This is a genomic window from Streptacidiphilus sp. ASG 303 (genome assembly GCF_020991365.1).
Classification (GTDB): domain Bacteria; phylum Actinomycetota; class Actinomycetes; order Streptomycetales; family Streptomycetaceae; genus Peterkaempfera.
Genome location: NZ_JAJLRA010000023.1, coordinates 72,774 through 92,247 on the forward strand (window position 1 = coordinate 72,774; position 19,474 = coordinate 92,247).

The following is a 19,474-nucleotide window of genomic DNA, read 5'->3' on the forward strand; positions in this document are numbered from 1 at the left end:
CCCCCCTGCATGAGGGCTTCCAGCCCCGTAGAGGTGTCCAGGAGTTGAGTCCTCACGAAGGAGGAGTGAAACAAGCCTTCCGCCGCTCCGTAGGCGTATCTACCGTCAGATCTGCGGCACACACAGCACCTTCGAGGAGCATCGGCGTCATCCTGGCGACAGAGTCACGTCGAAATGCCTGATGCGCTCTGTACCACGGGACTTCGGGCACATCACAGTCGTACGGTCGGAACGACGCGCTGAGTGCAGTCGAAGGGGGAACAGTGGTCACGCTTCTCCGGATCCTGATCGACCGGCGAGGACTGAAGTCGTACGACGACTTCATCCGGGAGTACGAGCAGGCCGCCGTTGCCCTGGCAGGGATCACGGGCAATGCGGCCCTGCGCAGCCACACCGTCTCGAAGCGCACCTTCGAACGGTGGTACAGCAGCAGTGCGGTGCCGCAGAACGACGCCCGCCGTGTCCTGGCGCACATGTTCCAGCAGCCCATCACCCAGCTGCTGGCGCCGGCGCCCCTCGCCACCGCCACACCACCGCACGTCCGGCTCGCCACCGACGACGACCAGCGCATCGACCCCCGCGCCGACTCCGACGCGGACCTGCACGAGATGGGAAGGCACGCAGCTATGGCCGCACGACGGGCAATGGAATTCGCCATGGGAGCAGAGCGAGGCGAGGTCGGACAGGAGACGATGGCCTACCTGCAGGACGAGGTGAGACGCATCGCCGGCTCCTACATCCGTGTCCCTCTCAACCACATCCTCGACGACCTGATCAGCCTGCAGGACGAAGCCTTCCGGCTCCTGGAGAGCGGCCGCACCAAGCCGAGCCAGAGCCGGGACCTGTACCTCCTCGCGGCACTCAGCTCCGGCATGCTCGCCAAGGCAGGCCACGACCTGGGCGACCCGCACTCGGCCATGATGCAGGCCCGCACGGCAGCGGTCTGCGCCGACAAGGCAGAGCACCAGCCGCTCAGCGCCTGGGTCCGCGGCCTGCAGTCGCTCATCGCCTACTGGGCCGGACGCCCCGAGGACGCCCTGCACTACGCCGCCCACGGCGCCAGCCTCGCCCAGGGACTGCGCGGCAGCATCAGTGTGTGGCTGCCCAGCCTGCAGAGCCGGGCTGCGGCACTCCTCGGCGACGAGGAGACCGTCACCTCCTCCGCTCGGCTCGCGACAGACCTGCGTGACCGTGTCGAACCCGACGACCTCGACCAGCTCGGCGGCCTCCTGCTCTTCCCGCAGATCCGCCAGAACTACTACCAAGTCGAGGCGCTGGCGCTGCTCGGCCACGGCGACCGGCGACTCGTCCACCAGGCGGAGAACGCCGCCCAGGCCTTCGCGGACACCACCGACCCCAACTGGTCCTTCGGTGACGCGGCAGGCGCACAGAGCAACCTCGCCCTCGCCCGCCTGTACGTCGACGACCTCGAAGGTGCCGCCGAAGCCATCCGGCCCGTCCTCGACCTGCCCTCGGAGCAGCGCAACGCCGGAATCATCTACTCCGCGCACCGCGTGCGCTCCGCGCTGTCCAAGGGACGCAGCCACGACGCCCTCGTGGCCCGCCGGCTCTCCGAGGAGATCGCCACGTTCAACCGCCCGCCGCTCGCTCTACCCCGCTGAGGCAGCGGAGTAGAGTCCGGCGGCATGTACCCGATCACCCGCCGCAGTCCTCGCCTCCTTCTTCGAGAGCTGACCGTGGATGACGTCAACCCCGTCCACGCCATCTACGGCAGCCCTGAGGCCACCGCTCACCTGTCGTTCGAGCCCCGCTCGCGCGACCAGGTGAGCGCGATCGTGGCCCGGTCCGTCGAGTCGGCCGGCGCGGACCCCCGCACCGAGTACGCCCTCGCCGTCACCCGACACGACAGCGGCCAGCTCATCGGCTTCGCCCGCCTCGCCCTCGACCCTCACCAGCAGCAGGCGGCCACCATCGGCTTCGCGCTGCGCCCAGACGTATGGGGTATCGGCTACGGGCGTGAGACCGTGGGCCTCCTGCTGGCGCTCGCCTTCGAGGATCTCGGCCTGCACCGAGTATGGGCGGCCCGTGCTCCTCTCAACGAGGCTTCCGCGAAGACTCTTCTTGCAGCGGGGATGACCGAGGAGGGCCGCATCCGCGGGCACGTCTTCGTCCGCGGATCATGGCGCGACTCCATCACCTACGGCGTGCTCCGTGAGGAGTGGCAGGCCGCGGTCGCCGCCCGGTCGTGAAGGTCAGGAGCCCGAAGCTGCGGATCCACCGGCAGCGGGAGACCGGCCCTGGGACGGCGCCTCCTGCTGTGCGTGCCGTCCCAGCCGTCTCGTCCGTGTGCTGCTGAGAGAGCCCATCGCGGCAGCTGCCGGCAGACACTTCCCGTGCCATCGCCCTGATCCTCCGACGACTGCTCGGCCTATCCACCGTGTACGTCGCCGCGCGCCCGGAGAAACGGAACCGCTGCTCACTGGCTCGCTTTGCAGTGCACCATCTATTGGGTCTCGTGCCTGACGATGAGATGGCAGGCAAGCTCCTGATCGATCGAGCGATCTGCGGTCAGCCCACGCGGAGGCTCCTGCATGGATGCGATCTGTTTGGGCCGGCACCTGCCCGCGCGCAGGTGGGGGAGGAGCTGCCCGTCGTCAACGCAGGAGAGCGAAGGTGGAGGCGGCGATCAGACTGCCGAGGCAGGTGCCGGCGACCACCTGGGCGCGAGTGTGGTCACGCAGCTCGATACGGGACCAGCCCACCAGGGCCACGAGCACGTAGCCGAGGAGCATCCATGGACCGTAGGCCTGCGTGAGCATGATGACGCTCCCGGCGGACACGGCGCCGTGCACGCTGATCTTCCAGCCCGTGGTGATCGCCAGGATGGCCACCAGGGTGGCTAGCATCGCCGCCACCAGGGCGACCATCTCCTGCGGGGCGCCGAAGAGCAGCATCAGCGCCATGCCGGCGACGACCGACGCCATGATGCCGGGGATGACAAGCAGGCGGTCCTGTCGCCGGCGCACGTGCCGGTCCCCCCAGTAGCCGCGGCGTTCGCCGAACTTGATGAACAGGATCGGGATGACACCCGAGAACAGGGCGCCAAGCAGTCCCCAAGCAATGCCGCCGAAGCGGCCCGAGTGCCACCCGATGAGGACGGTGACCGCGATGATCCAGTTCTTGGGCTCGAGGCCGTCGGTGACCGCGCGGGCGATCCGGAATTCATCACGGGTGGGGGAGACGGCGGTGCTGGTCATGCTGCTTCCTGCTGAGGTGGTAGTGCGGCGTGGGTGCGGACGAAGGAGCGCACCAGGGGACAGTCCCGGTAGGCGGTGTTGACCAGGGAGAGCCAGCGCAGCTCCCTGTCCGTGTCCATGTCGGTCCCGCTCGGGATCGGGTACGGCACGCCTTGCAGGGGACGGCATCCTGCAAGGGCCCGTTCGGAGGCTGCGGCGAGCCAGCAGGCCTCGGCCGCGGCGTCCCGCTGCTCTCCGGTCAGCCCGGCTGCTTCAGCTGTTTCCAGGGCCGTCTGCTGCAGCGAGGCGGGGACGTACTCGCGAAGCGTGAGCGAGGCGTCTCCGATCTCGATGATCCGGCGGTGCAGGCGAAGGCTGAAACGTCGCCGGTGGATCGGAGCCTTGAGGACGACGTGGGGGACCGCGGAGGTGAGTCCGCGCCACAGGGGCTCCAGGCGGCGGAGTGAGCGCCAGTCGCGCGCTGCCCGCACCAGCACGGAGATCGGAGGAAGGCAGCTGCCGAGGAGGATCAGCAGGATGGACACCGTCTTCAGCAGCACGGAGAGGCTGTCCTCGGAGCCCTTGGTGTCCAGCTGGTCGTGTCCGAGGGTGAGCATGACCAGGAACACGGCCCGCTGGACGGCGTAGGCGATGCCGACGGCGGTTCCGGCGCCCAGGAGCCGCAGGCCGCTGCGCAGCCAGGCGCCGCGCGCTGCGCGGCTCGACCCGAGGAAGAGCCAGGTGGCCACGGTCATCGCCATGCCGATGTACAGGGTGAAGACGGTCATGTAGAGAGCGGGGAAGGCGGAGCCGTCGTAGTCCTCGAAGAAGGCGTCCGTCTCCTGAAGGCGCGGTGAGAGCGCGAAGAAGGTGGTCAGCGCTGCCAGGGCACTAACTGTCAGCGTGTGCCGGACGCGTCTGGACAGGAATCCCTCAGGACGGACCACCGCGATGACGAACTCCAGGACGGCTCCGGCCGCCACGACCCCGAACAGGTGCTTGACGAGATTCGCCAGGCTGTTCACTCCTGTGGTGCCGTCCACGGCGCGTACCGTTGAAGGAATTTCGAACGTCATGGCCACGGCCAGGGCTGCGAAGGCCGCCCACAGCATCCGTTGCTTGCGCGAGTTGGTGGCGGAGGGCAGCCGCCACAGGGCGACCGCCCAGAGCAGTCCGGCGACCACGACCTGGTGGGACGGGTTCACGAGCGGCGGTCCTTCACCGGGTGGCCGAGGGCGTCGTCGAGGCGGGCGAGGACGTCGTCCTGGCCGGCGGCGTACGGGTCGGCGGACAGTTCCTCGATGAGCTCGTCGAGGAAGGACGCCGCAAGCTCGGCGTCGCGCTCCTGGTCGGTCTCGTAGCTGGTGCGTCCAAATGCCTGCTCCGCCGCTACGGGGTCGATGCCGTCGGGGAGGAGGTCGACGAACGCCTTGATGTCCATGCTCGTGCGGTGGCCGAGGAGGATGTGGGTCGCCTCGTGCTTGAGCACCTGTGCGCGGTGTCGGCGGCTGAGGCCCCTGGGGTGGAAGAGGTGGTCCTCGTGGTCGAAGGCCAGCCACAACCCGCAAGGAGCGCCGGCGCCTCCCAGGTCCGGCAGCTCGTGCACGTGGAGAGGGCGTCCGCGGTGGGCCGAGAGGCGCTGCAGGAACACGTCGATGTCGAACGGTTTCGGAAAGTCCATCCCTTGCAGCTGTGTGGCGCATATCGCGCGAAGCCTCTTCTCGTGCCGGGCTCGGCGCCTTGTGAGCATGGGTCGTTCCTCGTTCCGCCGCCGTTGGCCTTGAAATTGATCAAGGCGTCGGCTTCGACTCTCTGGTTCGCACACGAAGCTGAAGGGATCAGGCTGCCTTTCGGCTTCGTGGCGAGTCAAGCTGACTTCTTCGTCTACGTGCTCGGCGCCCCTCGATGGGGTGCCTCGCAGGAGCGGCGACTCTCTGTCGCGTCCGCCGCCTTCCTGGCTACTCGCTGTCCAAGCCCTCGAGTTTCCTTGCCTGTTCGATGACGGTTTTGATCATTCTCAAGCTGTCCGTCGACAGGCCGTTCGCCCGGAAAGCGATGCCCCTCACATCGTTGTCCTTGATCGCGACCAGAAGCTCCTCGGCGGCCTTGACGCGTTCCGTCTCGGCCGGAATAGGGGAGGGGGGCGTCTCTGCCGTGCCGTCCTCAACGGCTGTGCCCTCGGCGTCGTCCAGGAAGTAGGAGGGGTGGACCTGGAAGAAGCGTGCGAGCGCCTTCAGGGTGTTGATCGTCGGATTGGGCTTGGCGCCGGACCGCAGCTGCGCGATGGCGCTGAGAGACACCGTCGTGCCGTCCGGTCCGGCTGCGTCTGCGATCCCCTGGACGATCTGCGGGTTGGTGTAGGGCCTGCCGCTCTGTGAGGGCCTGGTCGCGATGAGGTGGTTCAGTTTCGCCGCCACCGAGGGGCGTTCGGCGTCGCTGCTGCGGCTACTCGCCATGCCTGTGGATCACCCCTGTGGCTTCGGTGCGGACGACGTGACACTGAAGTGTAGCGCCTGGCCTTGAAGGGGCACCTCGTCTAGCACCGTAGTAGTTGACAGCGGCCGATCACCAAAGTGTATGTTCCTTGCGTCGCAACACTTCAGTGATGGATCGAGGGTGGCGTTGTGCGAGGAGACTCCGCGGTGGTCTCCATTGCGGCCACCCCCTGAAGCGCGGAATCTCCAGGCTTCCGCGGCACCGAGCCCGGGCAGGTCGACCGCGACGCCGACCCATCCGACAGACCGGCGTCCAGGAGCTACCCACTCCTGGACGCCGGGCCGACCCTCCAGGGGCCGATTCACCTCCTGCGGGCGGCGGGGCTTTGCACGAGAACCGCCGCACCGCACTCCTGCGAACAACGGAGTATCACATGCCCGTCCCGCCAGGCGTAACGCCGGCCTGCCCGGACACTGACGGCCCGCACCGCCTCGCCGGCCAGCTCACCGACATGGTCTCCGGGGCCGCGACCTGCAGCGCCAGCCTCAACGACCCGACCCAGGAATGGCCTCACACGCGCGTCATCGCGAAAGACGCGGCCCGGGAGGCGACCGACCTGAGCCGGACAGCCTCCAGGGTCGCGGCCTGTCGGATCCTGCGGGTCTCGCCGTACCCGGACCGGCGCGGGACCTATCCCTTCGCCCCTGTCTCCACGCCCCTCACCCGCAGTGACCTTGCCGCTGCCAGTCGGGGCCGCTGACATGGCCCGGATCCGATCCATCAAGCCGGAGGCCTTCTTCTCCGAGTCGCTCGCCGAGGTGAGTGTCGAGGCCGAGCGGACCTTCTTCGGCCTCCTCACTCAGTCCGACGACCACGGCCGCCACCGGGACAACGCCGCGATCATCGCCGGCCTGCTCTGGCCGCTCCGCGCCGAGCACACCTCGGTCCACGTCGAGGACGACCTCCAGCAGCTCGCGAATGCCGGCCTGATCTGCCGGTACACAGGCTGCGACGGCCGCCGCTACCTCCACGTCGTGACCTGGTTCGACCATCAGAAGATCGACAAGCCCAGCCAGTCCCGACTCCCCTCCTGCCCGCAGCACCGCGCGGCGGACCGGTGCGGCGCCTGCAAGGGGACCTGCACCAAACAGTCCGACACGTCACTCGCACCTCCCCGAGGACTCGCCGAGCCTTCCCCGAGCACGCACCGAACTCTCGATCTGCCCGCGCAGCCCGCTCCGATGACTTCCGACCGTCGAAGCGACGCCCAGCCCGCCCTGCAGGTCGTCTTCGACGGCCTGCCCGACACCCCTGACCAGAACGAGGGGAAAGCCGCAGATCAGGGGGCACACTCCGAGGCCCGCTCGAGGCATCCCCGAAACCTCGCAGAGGGCTCGGCGCCTGGATCCAGGATCTTGGATCCTGGATCTCTCCCCCCTACGGGGCGCACAGCGCCCGCAGCCCCCGCCTCGGCCAACCAGCTCATCGGCGAGTACATCGCCGCCTGCGACGAGCGCCCGCCCAGCGACGTGATCGGCCACCTCGGGCGCATCGCCAAGAAGCTCCTGGACGAGGGGATCGCCCCCAAGCACATCCGGACCGGGCTGCAGACCTTCGCTGCCAACCCCAAGCACCCGAGCGTGCTGACCAGCATGGTCAACGAGGCCATGAACGCACGCTCCGGCGGCTTGGCGCGGCCGGGCATCCGGCCTACCGTTCCCGCTCGCCAGGCGTGGACCAACCCGGTCAACGCTGCCGCCGCCTACGCCGAGGAGCTGTGATGCGCACCCGCAACCGCGAACCGCAACTCCTCGGCGAGGGCGCCCTGGACCGGATGGCGCGGATCCTGGCCGCTCGCAACATCGACCCGGCCGCCGCCGGACCGGTCGACGAGCCCGAGCCCTTCTCCCCGCTGGAAGCACTCTCGGCTGGGATGCCCCCGCGCTACCAGGCCGCGGTCGCCGACCACCCCCAGGTCCTCGCCTGGGCCCGCGACGTCGCCGAGGCTGCCGCTGCCCCCACCCCGGGAGCCCGACGGCAGGTCACCACCGGTCCCAGCCTGCTGATGGCCGGGGTCGTCGGCTCGGGCAAGACGCACCAGGCATTCGGCGCGGTCCGGCTGCTGGTGCAGAGCGGTGTCGGTGTGCGCTGGCACGCGACCACCGCCGCCGACCTGTACGCCGACCTGCGCCCCCGGCCCGGCGCTGACAGCGAACGGGCCCTGGCGGCCGTCAACCGCTGTCCGCTGCTGATCATCGACGACCTCGGCGCGGCCAAGGCATCCGAGTGGGTCGAGGAAGTGACCTACCGGCTCATCAACCACCGGTACAACCACATGCTCCCGACCCTGATCACCACCAACCTGGCGATCAAGGACCTCCGGACCTACCTCGGCGACCGTGTCACCAGCAGGCTCGCTCAGATGACCACCCGAGTCGCGTTCGAACCGGTCGACCGCAGACGCCACCGCACCGCGGCCTGACCCACCGCAGGCCGCCACGCCGGGCCGTGCCCTCAGCCGGCCGGCCCATGCACCTCCCGAACCAGCACGCCCCTCCGCTGACGCGCCCGCGCGCGGAGAGCAACCGGAGCTATCAGCATGACCACCACGACGATCAACCCTGCCCTCCACCGATCGCTCGGCGACCACACCTGGCAGGACCAGGCCGTCTGCCAGAGCACCGAGTACAACCCGGTGGACCCCGACCTCTTCTTTCCCGACCCCGACGAGACCGACAAGATCACCGCAGCGAAATCGCTGTGCGGCCAGTGCCCGGTCCGCCGCACGTGCCTGGACGCCGCCCTGGAGGGCGGCGACACCCACGGCATCCGGGGCGGGCTCACCGAGGAGGAGCGCAGCCCGCTGCACGTGGAACTCGCCCACCGCCTCGACTACAGCCGCGTCAACGCCACCATCGCCGGGCGCGACGTCCACCTCACCAAAGCCGAGCGCCGCGCAGTCGTCCACGCCGCCTACCGCCAGGGGCTGACCGAGCAGCGTCTGGCCTGGCTCCTGAAGATCACCGAAGAGCACGCCCAGAAGCTGTACCGCGAGACCCGCCGCGCCCTCCGCAACCGAGACCTGGAGCAGACCACCAGGCCCACCCGGCCCCCCAAGACTGGCGGCGGGCGCCTGGGCCGCGACAACTTCGGGACGGCGGCGTGAGCAGCGCCGGCGCGCCGAGGACGGCGCACATCACCAGAGGGGACCGCGCAGTCGTCATCGCCCTGGGCGGCGCGGGATGCGCGTTGTCGTACGACGCCCTCCAGCAGATGGCCGTCGCCATCCATGTCCGCGGGCTCCTCACCTACCTCTTCCCCCTGGTGATCGACGGGTTCATCGCCTACGGCATCCGAGCCCTCCTGGTCCTGCGCGACGCACCCTTGCGCGCCCGGCTCTACGTCTGGACGCTGTTCGGCACGGCCACCGCCGCCAGCATCTGGGCCAATGCGCTCCACGCGGTGCGGATCAACGAGGAAGCGACCGCGGTCACCGGCCTCCGGCTCGGGGACACGGTGGTTGCCGCGCTGTCCACCATCGCCCCGCTCGCGCTGGCCGGAGCGGTCCACCTCTACATCCTCATCGCCCGGGGCCCGGTCAAGGGCGGTGACCGCGGGAGTCCCGGTCAGGCCGACCGACCCGAGGGCACCGCGGTCACCCGGACTCACCGGGTCGGTCAGGTCAGCGCCGGACAGCCGGCCAGTGCCCTGAGCGACCGACCGCGACTGTCCCCGGACAAGCTGACCCGAGCGGCCTGGTCGCCGGCCGGGGACAGCACCCCAATGGACAGCAGCAATCCGCTCACCGGTCCTAACGGGCAGCCGCTCGAGGTAGCTGACCTGCCCGGACAGTCGGGCATGGCGCTGCCGGCCACTGACCGCCCGGTCGGCCCCGAGTCGGCCACCGGCAGCCGGGACAGCCTCACGACGGTCACCCGCCGGCCGGCCACTCCGCCGTCGGTCCGTGACCGGGGCACCCGGACACCCGGTGACCGACGGTCCGACCCGGACACCGAGGAGTTGCTGAAGATCGCCCGGGAAGCGGTCAGGGCCGAGGACAAGCTGACCCGCAAGGTGGTCGCCCAGGCGATCCGCGGTCAGCGGATCCCGCTGTCCAGCGACACTCTGACCGCCCTGATGGTCCAGCTTCGCCAGCAGCGCGGACAGTCGGCCACCTCCGCGCGCAGCTGACCCAAGAGTGCGGCGCGGGTGACCGATCGGACACCCGCGCCGGTCACCCGCCCACGGTCATCCACCCCACATCCCTCCGAAGCCAAATGGAGAGCATCCTCATGCGCACGCACCCGGCCACACCCACCGAGGTCGATTCCTGGCTCACTGCCCTGCGCCGGCGCGGCCACCTTCACCGCGTCGACTCTGGTCCCGAGGGAATCTGGACTGTGCAGCGAACCCGGCACAGCCGCCCATGGACCCTCCACCACCCGGTCCTAGCGATGGACTGGATCGAGGACCTCGTCCGCGACGTCCGCCGGCAGCACTCGGAGGCGAGCCGGTGACCGCCCTCGACCCGAGGGTCACCACGGCAGGACAGCAGCGGGATTCCACGACGGCTCCTGGCGGAGCAAGTTGTCGCGTACGACGGTCCTACGGCCCGGCGTACGCACTTGCCCCCGCCCAGGAGGTCGGGAAGGGTCCGGCCGGTCCCCGAGCGAGTGCGCTCGGGGACCGGCCGGACCCCCGACAGCAGGGGGCGTCGGCCACAGGGGGAGAAGTCGGCCGCCACGACCACCGCGAGCAGCCGAGTCCGAACACGCCAGCCTTCCCCGACCGCACACCGCGCCGCCGCAGCCGCAACCCGAGCGAACGCACCCACAAGACGACCATCCGTCTGTCCGACACCGAGAAAGCCGAGATCGCCGCCGCCGCCGCACAGCGCCACGTCACCGTCGCCCGATTCCTCGCCGCTGCCGGCCTCACCGCCGCCCGCGGTACCACCGGCGTACGCACCAACGAGCAACTCGACACCGCCATCGACGAGCTGGCCGCCCTCCGCACCGCCCTCTCCCGCATCGGCAACAACATCAACCAGATTGCTCACGTCCACAACGCGGGAGGGCAGCCCCGCCCTGGCGAACTCGACCACGCCCTCATGACCCTGACCCGCCTCCTGGACCGCATCGACGACGCAGCCGACGCCATGGTGAAGAAGCGACTTCGATGATCCCCAAGATCCGACGCGGATCACGCACCCACGGCCTGCTCGTCTACCTGTACGGCCCCGGCACACGCGACGAGCACACCGATGCCCACCTCGTCGGGAGCTGGGACGGCTTCGCCCCCGACCCCGGACGCGACACCAGTCGCGACGCCGACCCCAAGATCACCCTCGCCCGCCTCGCTGCCGCGCTGGACCTGCGCGTCAAGCAGGCCGGAACCAAGGCGCCGGCCGAGCACGTCTGGCACTGCTCGGTCCGCACCGACCCCGGCGACCGTCATCTGACCGACGCCGAATGGAACACCGTCGCCCGCCGTCTCGTACAAGCCACCGGCCTCGCCCCCGAAGGAGACCCTGACGGCTGCCGCTGGGTCGCGGTACGGCACGCGGACGACCACATCCACATCCTGGCCACCATGGTCCGAGGCGACCTGCGCCGCCCCAGGATGAACTACGACTTCAAGAAGGCCCAGGCCGAATGCCGCCGCATCGAAGAGCAGATGGGCCTGCGTCGGCTCAAGCCCGGCGACGGCACGGCAGCCAAGGCCCCCACCAGCGCCGAACGTTTCAAGGCCGAGCGCACCGGCCGACCCGAGACTCCCCGAGAGTCGCTCCGCGAAGCGGTTCGCCAAGCCCTCGCCGGAGCCGCCACCGAGCAGGAGTTCTTCACCCGTCTGCGAGAAGCCGGCCTACGCGTGAAACTGCGCCACGCCCCCTCCGGCGACGCCCTCGGCTACAACGTCGCCCTGCCCGGCGACCGCAATCGCGACCGCGAGCCGATCTGGTTCGCCGGCTCCACCCTCGCCCCCGACCTCTCCCTGCCGAAGATCCGCCGTCGCCTCGCAGACGGACCTACCGACGACAAGCAGCCTCCCACCATTGACCGACCGGACTGGTCGCTGCCCGCCCGAGGACGACGCACCGCCACTGCCATCGTCGAGCAAGCTGTCGCCGTCCTCGACCAGGACGACAACGAGGCCGCTGGCCAACTTGTCGGATTCGGTGAACTCCTGGACGCGGTCGCCCAGACCTCCCCGGCCGCCACCCGCGCCGAACTGCGAGACGCAGCCCAAGCCTTCGAACGCGCCACCCGCAGCCACGTCCGCGCCGAGCGCGCTGACACTCGCGCCTTGCGCTCGTCGGCCCGCGGCATCATCCACGCCGGAAGTGCGCTCGGACGAGGAGAGGACGGCGGCACCACCGCCATGCTCCTCTCCACCCTCGTCCTGGCCGCGCTTGCCGCCGCCCGCTGGCACTCCGCCCGCGGCCACGCGCAGCAGGCCGAAGCCTCCCGCCGGACCGCCCAACACCTGCGCACCGTCTACCACCAAGCCGCCGCCACACCCCTGCAGGCCCTGCGCGACCACGGTCGCGCCCTCCCCGAATCGCAGCGGCACACCTATGAGAGCACCATCCGAGCAGCCCTATCCGAGATCGGCCCGACTGCCGGCACCGAGACGAACACCGACGCTCTCGCCGCCACCCTCGCTCACACCGAAGAGGCGGGCCACGACCCCAAGGCCCTGCTGCAGGAGGCCGTCGACCTGCGCGAACTCGACACCGCCGACGACGTCAACGACGTCCTGGTCTGGCGACTGCGCCGACTCGCCCTGCTCCCCGCCCACCCGGGTGACACCACCCGCCGCCCGCAGGCCCGCACCGGCCAGCCCGAGCTCAAGCCCGCGCCCAATCGGGCCGGAGCACGGACCCGACCTCTGACAACGCCCCGCCCCGCCGCCGCAGACTCGCGCAACCGACCGCCACACCGCTGACCGAAAGCCCTGGGCAGTGGGTCTGTACAGCCCACCCTAACGTGGGACTACAATCCGTTATCGCCAATTACGAAAAGGAGTTGCTGGCTGTACAGACCCCGGCACGACCGGCCTGTCGCCCGTCTCTGTCACCCGGCTGACCAAGCAGTGGAGCGACGACCGCGCCGCCTTCCAGACCCGGGACCTGTCCGACCGCGACTACGTCTACGTCTGGGCCGACGGAGTCCATCCCAAGGTCCGCCTCGGCCAGGCCCACTCGTGCGTCCTGGTCCTGCTCGGAGTCCGACTCGACGACACCAAGGATCTCATTGCGATCGCCGAAGGCCATGCAGGAGATCTACAACGCCGAGGACCGCGGCCACGCCGAGAAGGCGATCGAGGCCTTCGCGCGCGCCTACGGCGCCAAGTTCCCCAAGGCCGTCACGAAGATCACCGACGACCGGGACGAACTGCTCGCGTTCTACGACTTCCCGGCCAAGCACTGGATCCACCTGCGGACCACGAACCCCATCGAGTCGACCTTCTCCACGGTCAAACTCCGCACCAAGGTCACCCGCGCCGGCAGCCCGGCCGCAGCCCTCGCGATGGTGTTCAAGCTCGTCGAGTCCGCCCAGACCCGATGGCGCGCGATCACCGGCGCCCACCTGGTGCCGCTGGTCCGTGCTGGCGCGCGCTTCGAAAACGGCGTCCTGGTCGAGCGGTCCGAGGTGGCAGCATGAACGACATGTTCGAGGCACTTGAAGCACTGACCGACCGCGATCCGGACCGCAGGGACGTCGCCGCCGACGTCCTCGGGGACCGCCTGCGCGGCGCCGCAATCGACGCTGACTCCGCTCGCCTGGTCGTCGGACGCCTGGTCAGCGTGGCCGTAAACGAGCCGGTGACCAAGGTGCGCGAGTCAGCCCTGAACTCGATCAGCGAGGCGTTCAACCACTACCGCCTGCCTCTGACCCTCGTCGAACCGGCGGCAGTAGCCATGCCGACGATGGAACGCCAACTCCTCGTCCACACGCTCTACATCCTCGGGGCCACCCACGACCCGCAGGCCCGGCCCCTGATCGAGCCATTCCTCCGTCACCCCACCCCAGAGGTGCGCGAGGAGGCTCGGCTCGCAGCAGCCGAGATCACCGCCGTCGAGTCGGAGAGTCTCACCCACAACTCTTGACTATTGCTCGTGGCGGTCATCATCGGGCCTTTCGGCAGGCGGCGGTTGCAGGGACGAAGCCGGGCGAGGCAGTGGTGTACGTGGCGGCCGCCGAGCCGCGTGGCTGGGCGGGACGTGCGGAGCGGGTGCGTGCTGCCTGGACGCGGGCCTCCTGGGCCGTGTCGGGGTCGCCGGGCGGATTGAGGCCGGTGCGGCCCATTCGCTGCTGGGCCGAGCGGTAGACCGCGTAGTCGAGCCGGGGCCCGGCGGCGACGAGATAGACCTCGCGGGCGTGGCTGGAGGTGGGTGGCCCGTCGCGGAACTGCACCACCAGGCGGTGGCTGGCCAACCTGTCCGCGACGCCGAGGTAGATCTTGTGGCAGTCCTCCAAACGGCCTTCGAGGCGGGTGGCGACGCGTTCGCCGTGGATGAGGTCCTGCAGGTGCAGCAGGGCCTGGTCGCGAATGGCGTCTGGGAGCTGACGCAGATCGGCGATGGCGTCTGGGTGCGCGGCGAACGCGAAGCGGGCGCGGCTCACATCGACCTCCGCAAGCCCTGCTGGGCGACGGCGGCTGGGACAGCAAGAGGCGTCGGCCCGGTTGCAGAGGCGGTTGCGGTGGCGATGGCGGGGGTTGCGGCTGCGGAGTGGGCCAGTGCTGCGCTGATGCGCTCGGCTGCCGCGTCCGCGTCCGCATCCCCGGGCGCCGGCGGCAGAGGGCCCGGATACTCCTCCAGCCACTCCCGCGCCACTTCGGGGCTGGGGAAGGCGCCCTCGCCCAGGGTGTACGTGCCATGGTTCGGCTGGATCTCTTCGAGGAAGAGCCGAACCGGCAGCTCGGCGGCGCGGCTGTCGACGGCCATGGTCCAGCCCTGGGTTGCTTCGCCGTCGATGGCCATGCGGGCGAGCACCTGGTGGCGATCACCGGAGCAGTGGATCCGGTTCTCCACACGGACGGTCAGCTCGTCGGCGGCTTCGTGGCCGGGAATGTTGAGCGCCTGCCAGGGACAGCCCCGCTCGATGAGCCACTTCTGCGCGAAGGCCGGAGTGGCGTGCTCGGTGGCCCATGGGGTGTAGATGCCCTGCTGCCAGTGACGGATGACGTCGAAGGCGGTGATGTTCGGCTCGCCGACCGGGTGGCCCCAGATAGCCGTGGTGTCGAAGGCGAGAATGAAGCTGCGCTCTGCGTCGCCGTGCTGGGCGAGGAGCTCGAAGTCGTTCGGCCAGATGGTGCTGCCCAGACGCGTGGTGGCTTCGTCGGCCGGGGACAGGTCGTCGAGCCGGAAGTCGATCTTGGACATCATGTGGCAAGTCCGAGCTGGTCGGGGGTGGCCAGGACGCGGTGGCCCGGCCGGGCGGGGCTGGTGGAGCACGCGGCGAACGGTCCGTCCGGGGCGCGGAGCTGGAGCAGCGTGTGGTCAAGGTGGTCGCGGTGCCAGGTGGCCGGCCCGCTGAGACCGGCCTCGGCGTCGGTCAACTGCTGCCAGGCGAGCCACAGGGCGTGGAGGCGGGCGACGGCCTCGGGGTGCTCGTACCACTGCGCGCACCACGGGCGGGTCGAGCTGATCTCCCGTCCGTAGGCCGGCAGGAGCACGTGGGTGACCCAGTTGTCGAGGGCGGCCAGTTCGGTGGTGTATGCCTCGCCGCCCAGGGCGAGGATGAACACCGACGCGGGACCGTCGGATTCGGCCTCGGGGTTCTCCGTACCCGGCTCCTCAGCAGTGTGTGCGGTGTGCGCGGTGGGTTCAGAGCCGAGGCGGTCGAGGATGACGCCGTGCTGGCGGACCTCTGCCATGGTCTTTGCGAGGGTGCTCGCGAGATCGTCGAGATCTCCGTCGGGGATGCGGAACGGCTCGGGGGCCGGAGTGGTACTGGGGTTGGACATGGCGGATCCAGGGGGGTGACGGCACGGTGGTGGCGTGGTGTGGCGCGTTCGTCTGGAGGTCATGGCGGTGTTCCCCACGCAGGTCGGTAGGGGTAAGAGGATGCGGGGAATCCGCAATTTGGCCTGGCCGGAGAAGCCGGGTATGAGCGCCTACCGGGCCCGGCAGTGCGGGCAGCGGGGAAGGGGCGGCGCCAGCAACTGCAAGGCGCAGAATGCCTGTTAGGGGACGACGCCGTTGCCGAGGGCGGTGGGCTGGGTGGGATGGCCGAGCCCAAGGGTGGCGGTCATCCAGCCCGTCGGCGGCCCTTGCATCCATTCCACGAACTCGGCCTGCAGCCGCCCGCACTTGCCAGCGGCCGACGGCGCCGGGCGGGTGAGCGCCTCCCATCGGGCAACGGCGACGCCGTCGGTCAGTGGGTGCGGGGAGTGCGCAGCCCTCAGCGTCGAAGGCCGAGGTCGCTGCCTGCAGGGACAGGCCGTCGGAAAAGAGATTTCGTTCACAGCGAGGTTCCAAGGAATGGGACGAGTGAGGGGCCTGGAAGGGGTTCAGCTGTGGCCGCGCGAGGGTGCTCGTACGGGAGCTGCTGCGGGCGCAGGATCGGTCCCGGCCGAGGGCAGCGGGACGGCGCGCGGTGTGCTGCGGGCGAGGGCGGCGTGCATTCGTGCGGTGGGTTGCCTGTTCGGCGAAGCCGCAGGGGCCTGCGTTGCCGCGGGGCGGCCGTGTGCGGTCTGCCAGCGGGAGCGCACCTCGTCGAGCGGCCCGAGCGCGTGCAGGGCGTGGTTGATCAGTCGCCCAGGGGCCAGCGCCTCGTCCTCGGCCAAGGCGCGGACTGCGCGGGCGGAGGTGGCTGCGGTGCGGGTGACCGAAGAGCGCAGGACCTGCTCGCCGAGCCATTCGGCACTGCCGGCGCCGCCCTCGTCGCAGATCCCGGCGATCTGGTCGCCGGACAGGGTGCCGTCGGCCAGCAACCCGCGCCGCTGCGCTTCCCAGAGCACGGTGATCCGGTCGATGGGCTCACCTCGATGGTGCAGCGCCCCCAGGCAGCGGTAGAGCTGGCTGTAGGCCGGGTCGGAGAAGTCGCTCGGCTGCAGCCAACCGGCGACCTCGTTCATCGCCCTCGGCCGCTCCACCAGGACCCCCAACAGGAACCGCTCGTCCTCGGCAACCTGGTCAGCCCGAACCGGCGGAGAGGGGGCAGGGGTCAGCGGGGTGGTGGTCGGGACGGGGCGAGGGCCGGATCCCCAACGCCGTGCTAGGTCGCCGAGTACCCCGGTCAGGACGTCTGCCTGGTACAGGGTGCCCTTGGTCTCGCCCTGGAGCGCATCGGCACGGGCGGCCTGGTGGAGGCGGATCGCGTACTCGGTAATGGTGCGGTGGATTGCGCCTTCCAGCACCATGCGCCCGTAGACCGGCGCGTGCATGGGGCGCGGGCAGGCCGCGATCAGGGTGTGGGCGTAGGCGGCGGTGAGCCCCCGGACATGGTGGCTGGCCTCGTCGACCGCATCGGTGACCCACGACAGCGGCACCGACCCCTGGACCGTCAGCGCGGGATGGCCGCCGGTCCGGAGCTTGCGCAGCGCGGCGAACAGCGCCTGGTGGATCGGCCGGTAGAAGTGATCCGGCGCCAGCCAGTCGAGGTGGGAGAGCTGGCCCGGGTCGAGCAGTACCGAGCCGAGCGTCGCCTGCTCGGCCTGCAGCAGTGGGTTCATCGCTGACCCCTTGCTTCGGGAGCCGAGTGCTTGTCCTGACGGGCGCGGAGGTCGGTGACTGCTTGGTCGGCGGCGGCCATCGCCTGGGCGAAGCCGTCCAGCGCGCCGGTGAACACCGGGTCCGTGCTCGGGATGGAGCCGGCGCGGCCGACCAGCCACCATTGGCCGTCGTGCAGGACGACTGGTGCACCGACGAGACGCCGCGAGCGCGGCGCGGGCGCGTTCATGCCGACAGCCCGACGTCGCCGAGATCGATGCTCTTGGCGAGAGCGCGTTCGGTGATGGCCCGGGTGGCGCGGGTGGAGGCGGGGCCGACGGTCTTGGCGGAGGGCTCCTGGTACCAGGGGCGCAGGTCGAGCATCGCGACCCGCATGCCGGTGGCGAACAGCAGGATCTTCCCCTTGGGGAGGGCGCGGATGGCGTCCGGGGGCAGGATCCGCTCGGTGCGCATGGAGATGCTGGTGGACTTGCCGCTCCCGGAGGTCGAGACGGAGGTGGTCTGTACGTCGTGCTCGCCGATCTGCCGGGACAGCTTGTCCGCGAAGTCGGCGTCGTCGATGCCGCTGCCGATGACCTTGACGGTGGCCGCGGACCACAGGGCGTCCATGCCCGCCTCGCCCCAGCAGCGCTGGCCCTGCCGGTAGGACTGCAGGATCGTCATCGGGATGACGCCCCGACTGCCCAGGTGGCTGTAGAGGTCGGGGAGATCGCCTATCTTGCACACGTTGGCGGCCTCGTCCAGCACACACAGGGCGGGTGGGTCGAGCCGGCCGCCGGAGCGCTCGGCGACGGCAACGGCGGCACGCATCACCGCGTCGGCCGCGGCTGCGATGATCGCCGACGCACTACCGCCGCCGTCCTTGCTCAGCAGGTACAGGGTGTCCCGCGAGGTGGCGAAGTCGTACGGCTTGAACTCCGGCAGGCGCCTGCTGGGGGTGACCCAGGCGGCGATCTCCGGGTCCAGCAGGCAGCTCGCGTACTGCCGCGCCGTCTCGTAGATGCCGTCCCGCGTCTCGGTCGCACCGCTGACGGTGCCCTGGAGCTGGGCGGCGACCGCATCGTGGCCGGCGTCGGTGAGCAGGTCGACCGGGGTGCGGTCGGAGGGGGAGGAGAGCCAGGCCAGGACGTCGGTGATCGGGCGCCGGTGGCTGGCGGCGGCCAGGAACAGCGCGCCGAGCGTGTTGCTCGCGGCCGTGGACCAGAAGTCGGAGCCGCTGGACTCGTCCACGGACGCGGTCACGAAATGACCGGCCAGGCGTTTGGCCCCGGCCAGGTCGCGTGCGTCGGCCAGGATGTCCCACCACATGTGCTGCGGGTGGTGCGCGATTTGCTGCGGGTCCAGAGTCCAGGTCGTCCCGACCCGCGCGCGGGCGTCCACCGTGGCGGTGTAGGCGTCGTTCGCGGCCTTGTTGCTGGTCAGGAGCACTGGGCCGGGGGCGGCGAGGATCGCGGGGATCGCCAGCCCGGAGGTCTTTCCGGAGCGCGGCGCCATGATCGCGACGATCACGTCCTCCCAGGAGGCGTGGACCTCGGACCGGCCCGGGGGAAGCGTGCCGATGAGGATCCCGCGGTCAGCCGGAGCTATGGCGTCAGGCCTGAGGCCGGACAGGCTCGGCCGCAGGCTGCGAGCCTTCGCGGTCACCTCCTTGTTCAGCAGTGGGGCGAGGTCGGCCTTGCGGGCAAGGCCGGTCCTCCTACCGCTGCGCCACCGCGTCCACGTCACCAGGCCGGTGGCGGTCAGGGCGACGGTGAGCAGGCCGGGGACCAGGCGGGAGCCGACGAGGAGGGCGGTGGTGCTCAGCTGCGGCCACAGTGCCTCGGGGTGCAGCAAGGAGTCGGCGGCCCGGAACGGGGCCCATGGTCCGCTGCCGACGAGGATGTTGGTGAGGTTGCCGGTCAGCCAGGCCAGGGAGCCGAAGGCGAGAGCGGCGCCGAGGGCGCCGAAGAGGAGGGACAGGAGCGCGTCGGAGCCGGTGGTGGTCGACGGCGCGCTGGTGCGCGGGGAGGGCACAAGAGGGTCCTGGGGTTGGGAACGGGCCGGGGTGGGGCGTACTCGGCTCTGCTGCGGATCACGGACGTCCTCCTGCCGGATCTCGGGGAAGCGCTTCAGAGGGTGCGGCCGGCGGGTCGGCCAGGGCCGGGAGTGGCGCTGCCAC

The 19,474-nt window shown here is 70.3% G+C and carries 19 protein-coding genes and 1 pseudogene; 10 read left to right on the plus strand and 10 right to left on the minus strand.

Going from position 1 to position 19,474, the window contains the following annotated elements:
* The first annotated feature begins 263 nt into the window (after positions 1–263).
* Complete coding sequence (locus tag LO771_RS23230) at positions 264–1,622, plus strand: hypothetical protein (protein ID WP_230746008.1); 1,359 nt, start codon at positions 264–266, stop codon at positions 1,620–1,622.
* A 24-nt stretch (positions 1,623–1,646) separates the two neighbouring features.
* Positions 1,647–2,210 carry a GNAT family N-acetyltransferase gene (locus LO771_RS23235; protein ID WP_230746010.1) on the plus strand — a complete coding sequence of 188 codons (564 nt, stop codon included), beginning with the start codon at positions 1,647–1,649 and terminating at the stop codon, positions 2,208–2,210.
* Positions 2,211–2,615: 405 nt separating this feature from the next.
* On the opposite strand, the gene LO771_RS23240 is transcribed toward LO771_RS23235, so the two are convergent.
* The 4 genes from LO771_RS23240 to LO771_RS23255 form a co-directional block, all read right to left on the minus strand.
* Positions 2,616–3,218, minus strand: a complete 603-nt coding sequence (locus LO771_RS23240; protein WP_230746018.1) for a hypothetical protein — start codon at positions 3,216–3,218, stop codon at positions 2,616–2,618.
* Entirely contained in the window at positions 3,215–4,402 is a 1,188-nt protein-coding gene (locus LO771_RS23245; protein ID WP_230746020.1) for an MAB_1171c family putative transporter, read from the minus strand. The genes LO771_RS23240 and LO771_RS23245 overlap by 4 nt, the downstream gene beginning before the upstream one ends.
* Positions 4,399–4,878 carry a secondary metabolite protein gene (locus tag LO771_RS23250; RefSeq protein ID WP_230746022.1) on the minus strand — a complete coding sequence of 160 codons (480 nt, stop codon included), beginning with the start codon at positions 4,876–4,878 and terminating at the stop codon, positions 4,399–4,401. Before LO771_RS23250 ends, LO771_RS23245 begins: the two co-directional genes overlap by 4 nt.
* A 277-nt stretch (positions 4,879–5,155) precedes the next feature.
* On the minus strand, positions 5,156–5,653 hold the full coding sequence (locus LO771_RS23255) for a helix-turn-helix domain-containing protein (protein WP_230746024.1): 498 nt from the start codon (positions 5,651–5,653) through the stop codon (positions 5,156–5,158).
* A gap of 741 nt (positions 5,654–6,394) precedes the next feature.
* Between LO771_RS23255 and LO771_RS23260 the strand changes: the two genes are divergently transcribed.
* The 8 genes and pseudogenes from LO771_RS23260 (at position 6,395) to LO771_RS23295 (ending at position 13,746) form a co-directional block, all read left to right on the plus strand.
* The gene (locus LO771_RS23260; RefSeq protein WP_230746095.1) at positions 6,395–7,414 is read left to right on the plus strand and encodes a hypothetical protein; all 1,020 of its coding nucleotides are present in this window, start codon (positions 6,395–6,397) and stop codon (positions 7,412–7,414) included.
* Complete coding sequence (locus tag LO771_RS23265) at positions 7,414–8,115, plus strand: ATP-binding protein (protein WP_230746026.1); 702 nt, start codon at positions 7,414–7,416, stop codon at positions 8,113–8,115. Before LO771_RS23260 ends, LO771_RS23265 begins: the two co-directional genes overlap by 1 nt.
* A gap of 117 nt (positions 8,116–8,232) precedes the next feature.
* Positions 8,233–8,799, plus strand: coding sequence for a WhiB family transcriptional regulator (locus tag LO771_RS23270; RefSeq protein WP_230746028.1), 567 nt, complete (start codon positions 8,233–8,235; stop codon positions 8,797–8,799).
* Entirely contained in the window at positions 8,796–9,824 is a 1,029-nt protein-coding gene (locus LO771_RS23275; RefSeq protein ID WP_230746030.1) for a DUF2637 domain-containing protein, read from the plus strand. Before LO771_RS23270 ends, LO771_RS23275 begins: the two co-directional genes overlap by 4 nt.
* A 322-nt stretch (positions 9,825–10,146) precedes the next feature.
* Entirely contained in the window at positions 10,147–10,815 is a 669-nt protein-coding gene (locus tag LO771_RS23280; protein ID WP_230746031.1) for a MobC family plasmid mobilization relaxosome protein, read from the plus strand.
* Positions 10,812–12,581 (plus strand): relaxase/mobilization nuclease domain-containing protein, encoded by a 1,770-nt coding sequence (locus LO771_RS23285; RefSeq protein WP_230746033.1) that lies wholly within the window; start codon positions 10,812–10,814, stop codon positions 12,579–12,581. The genes LO771_RS23280 and LO771_RS23285 overlap by 4 nt, the downstream gene beginning before the upstream one ends.
* A gap of 109 nt (positions 12,582–12,690) precedes the next feature.
* Positions 12,691–13,300 (plus strand): annotated as a pseudogene (locus LO771_RS23290) (transposase); the annotation flags it as partial.
* Positions 13,297–13,746 carry a hypothetical protein gene (locus LO771_RS23295; RefSeq protein WP_230746035.1) on the plus strand — a complete coding sequence of 150 codons (450 nt, stop codon included), beginning with the start codon at positions 13,297–13,299 and terminating at the stop codon, positions 13,744–13,746. The pseudogene LO771_RS23290 and the gene LO771_RS23295, both read left to right, overlap by 4 nt.
* 19 nt (positions 13,747–13,765) lie before the next feature.
* Here LO771_RS23295 and LO771_RS23300 read toward each other — a convergent pair whose 3' ends face one another.
* From LO771_RS23300 to LO771_RS23325, 6 genes are all read right to left on the minus strand, one after another.
* On the minus strand, positions 13,766–14,263 hold the full coding sequence (locus tag LO771_RS23300; RefSeq protein ID WP_230746037.1) for a hypothetical protein: 498 nt from the start codon (positions 14,261–14,263) through the stop codon (positions 13,766–13,768).
* Positions 14,260–15,027, minus strand: a complete 768-nt coding sequence (locus LO771_RS23305) for a glycosyl hydrolase (RefSeq protein ID WP_230746039.1) — start codon at positions 15,025–15,027, stop codon at positions 14,260–14,262. The genes LO771_RS23300 and LO771_RS23305 overlap by 4 nt, the downstream gene beginning before the upstream one ends.
* The gene (locus LO771_RS23310; RefSeq protein ID WP_230746041.1) at positions 15,024–15,608 is read right to left on the minus strand and encodes a DUF4913 domain-containing protein; all 585 of its coding nucleotides are present in this window, start codon (positions 15,606–15,608) and stop codon (positions 15,024–15,026) included. The genes LO771_RS23305 and LO771_RS23310 overlap by 4 nt, the downstream gene beginning before the upstream one ends.
* A gap of 546 nt (positions 15,609–16,154) precedes the next feature.
* Positions 16,155–17,318 (minus strand): DnaB-like helicase N-terminal domain-containing protein, encoded by a 1,164-nt coding sequence (locus tag LO771_RS23315; protein WP_230746044.1) that lies wholly within the window; start codon positions 17,316–17,318, stop codon positions 16,155–16,157.
* Positions 17,315–17,545, minus strand: coding sequence for a hypothetical protein (locus tag LO771_RS23320; RefSeq protein ID WP_230746046.1), 231 nt, complete (start codon positions 17,543–17,545; stop codon positions 17,315–17,317). Before LO771_RS23320 ends, LO771_RS23315 begins: the two co-directional genes overlap by 4 nt.
* Positions 17,542–19,329 (minus strand): type IV secretory system conjugative DNA transfer family protein, encoded by a 1,788-nt coding sequence (locus LO771_RS23325; protein WP_230746048.1) that lies wholly within the window; start codon positions 19,327–19,329, stop codon positions 17,542–17,544. The genes LO771_RS23320 and LO771_RS23325 overlap by 4 nt, the downstream gene beginning before the upstream one ends.
* Positions 19,330–19,474: the final 145 nt, after the last annotated feature.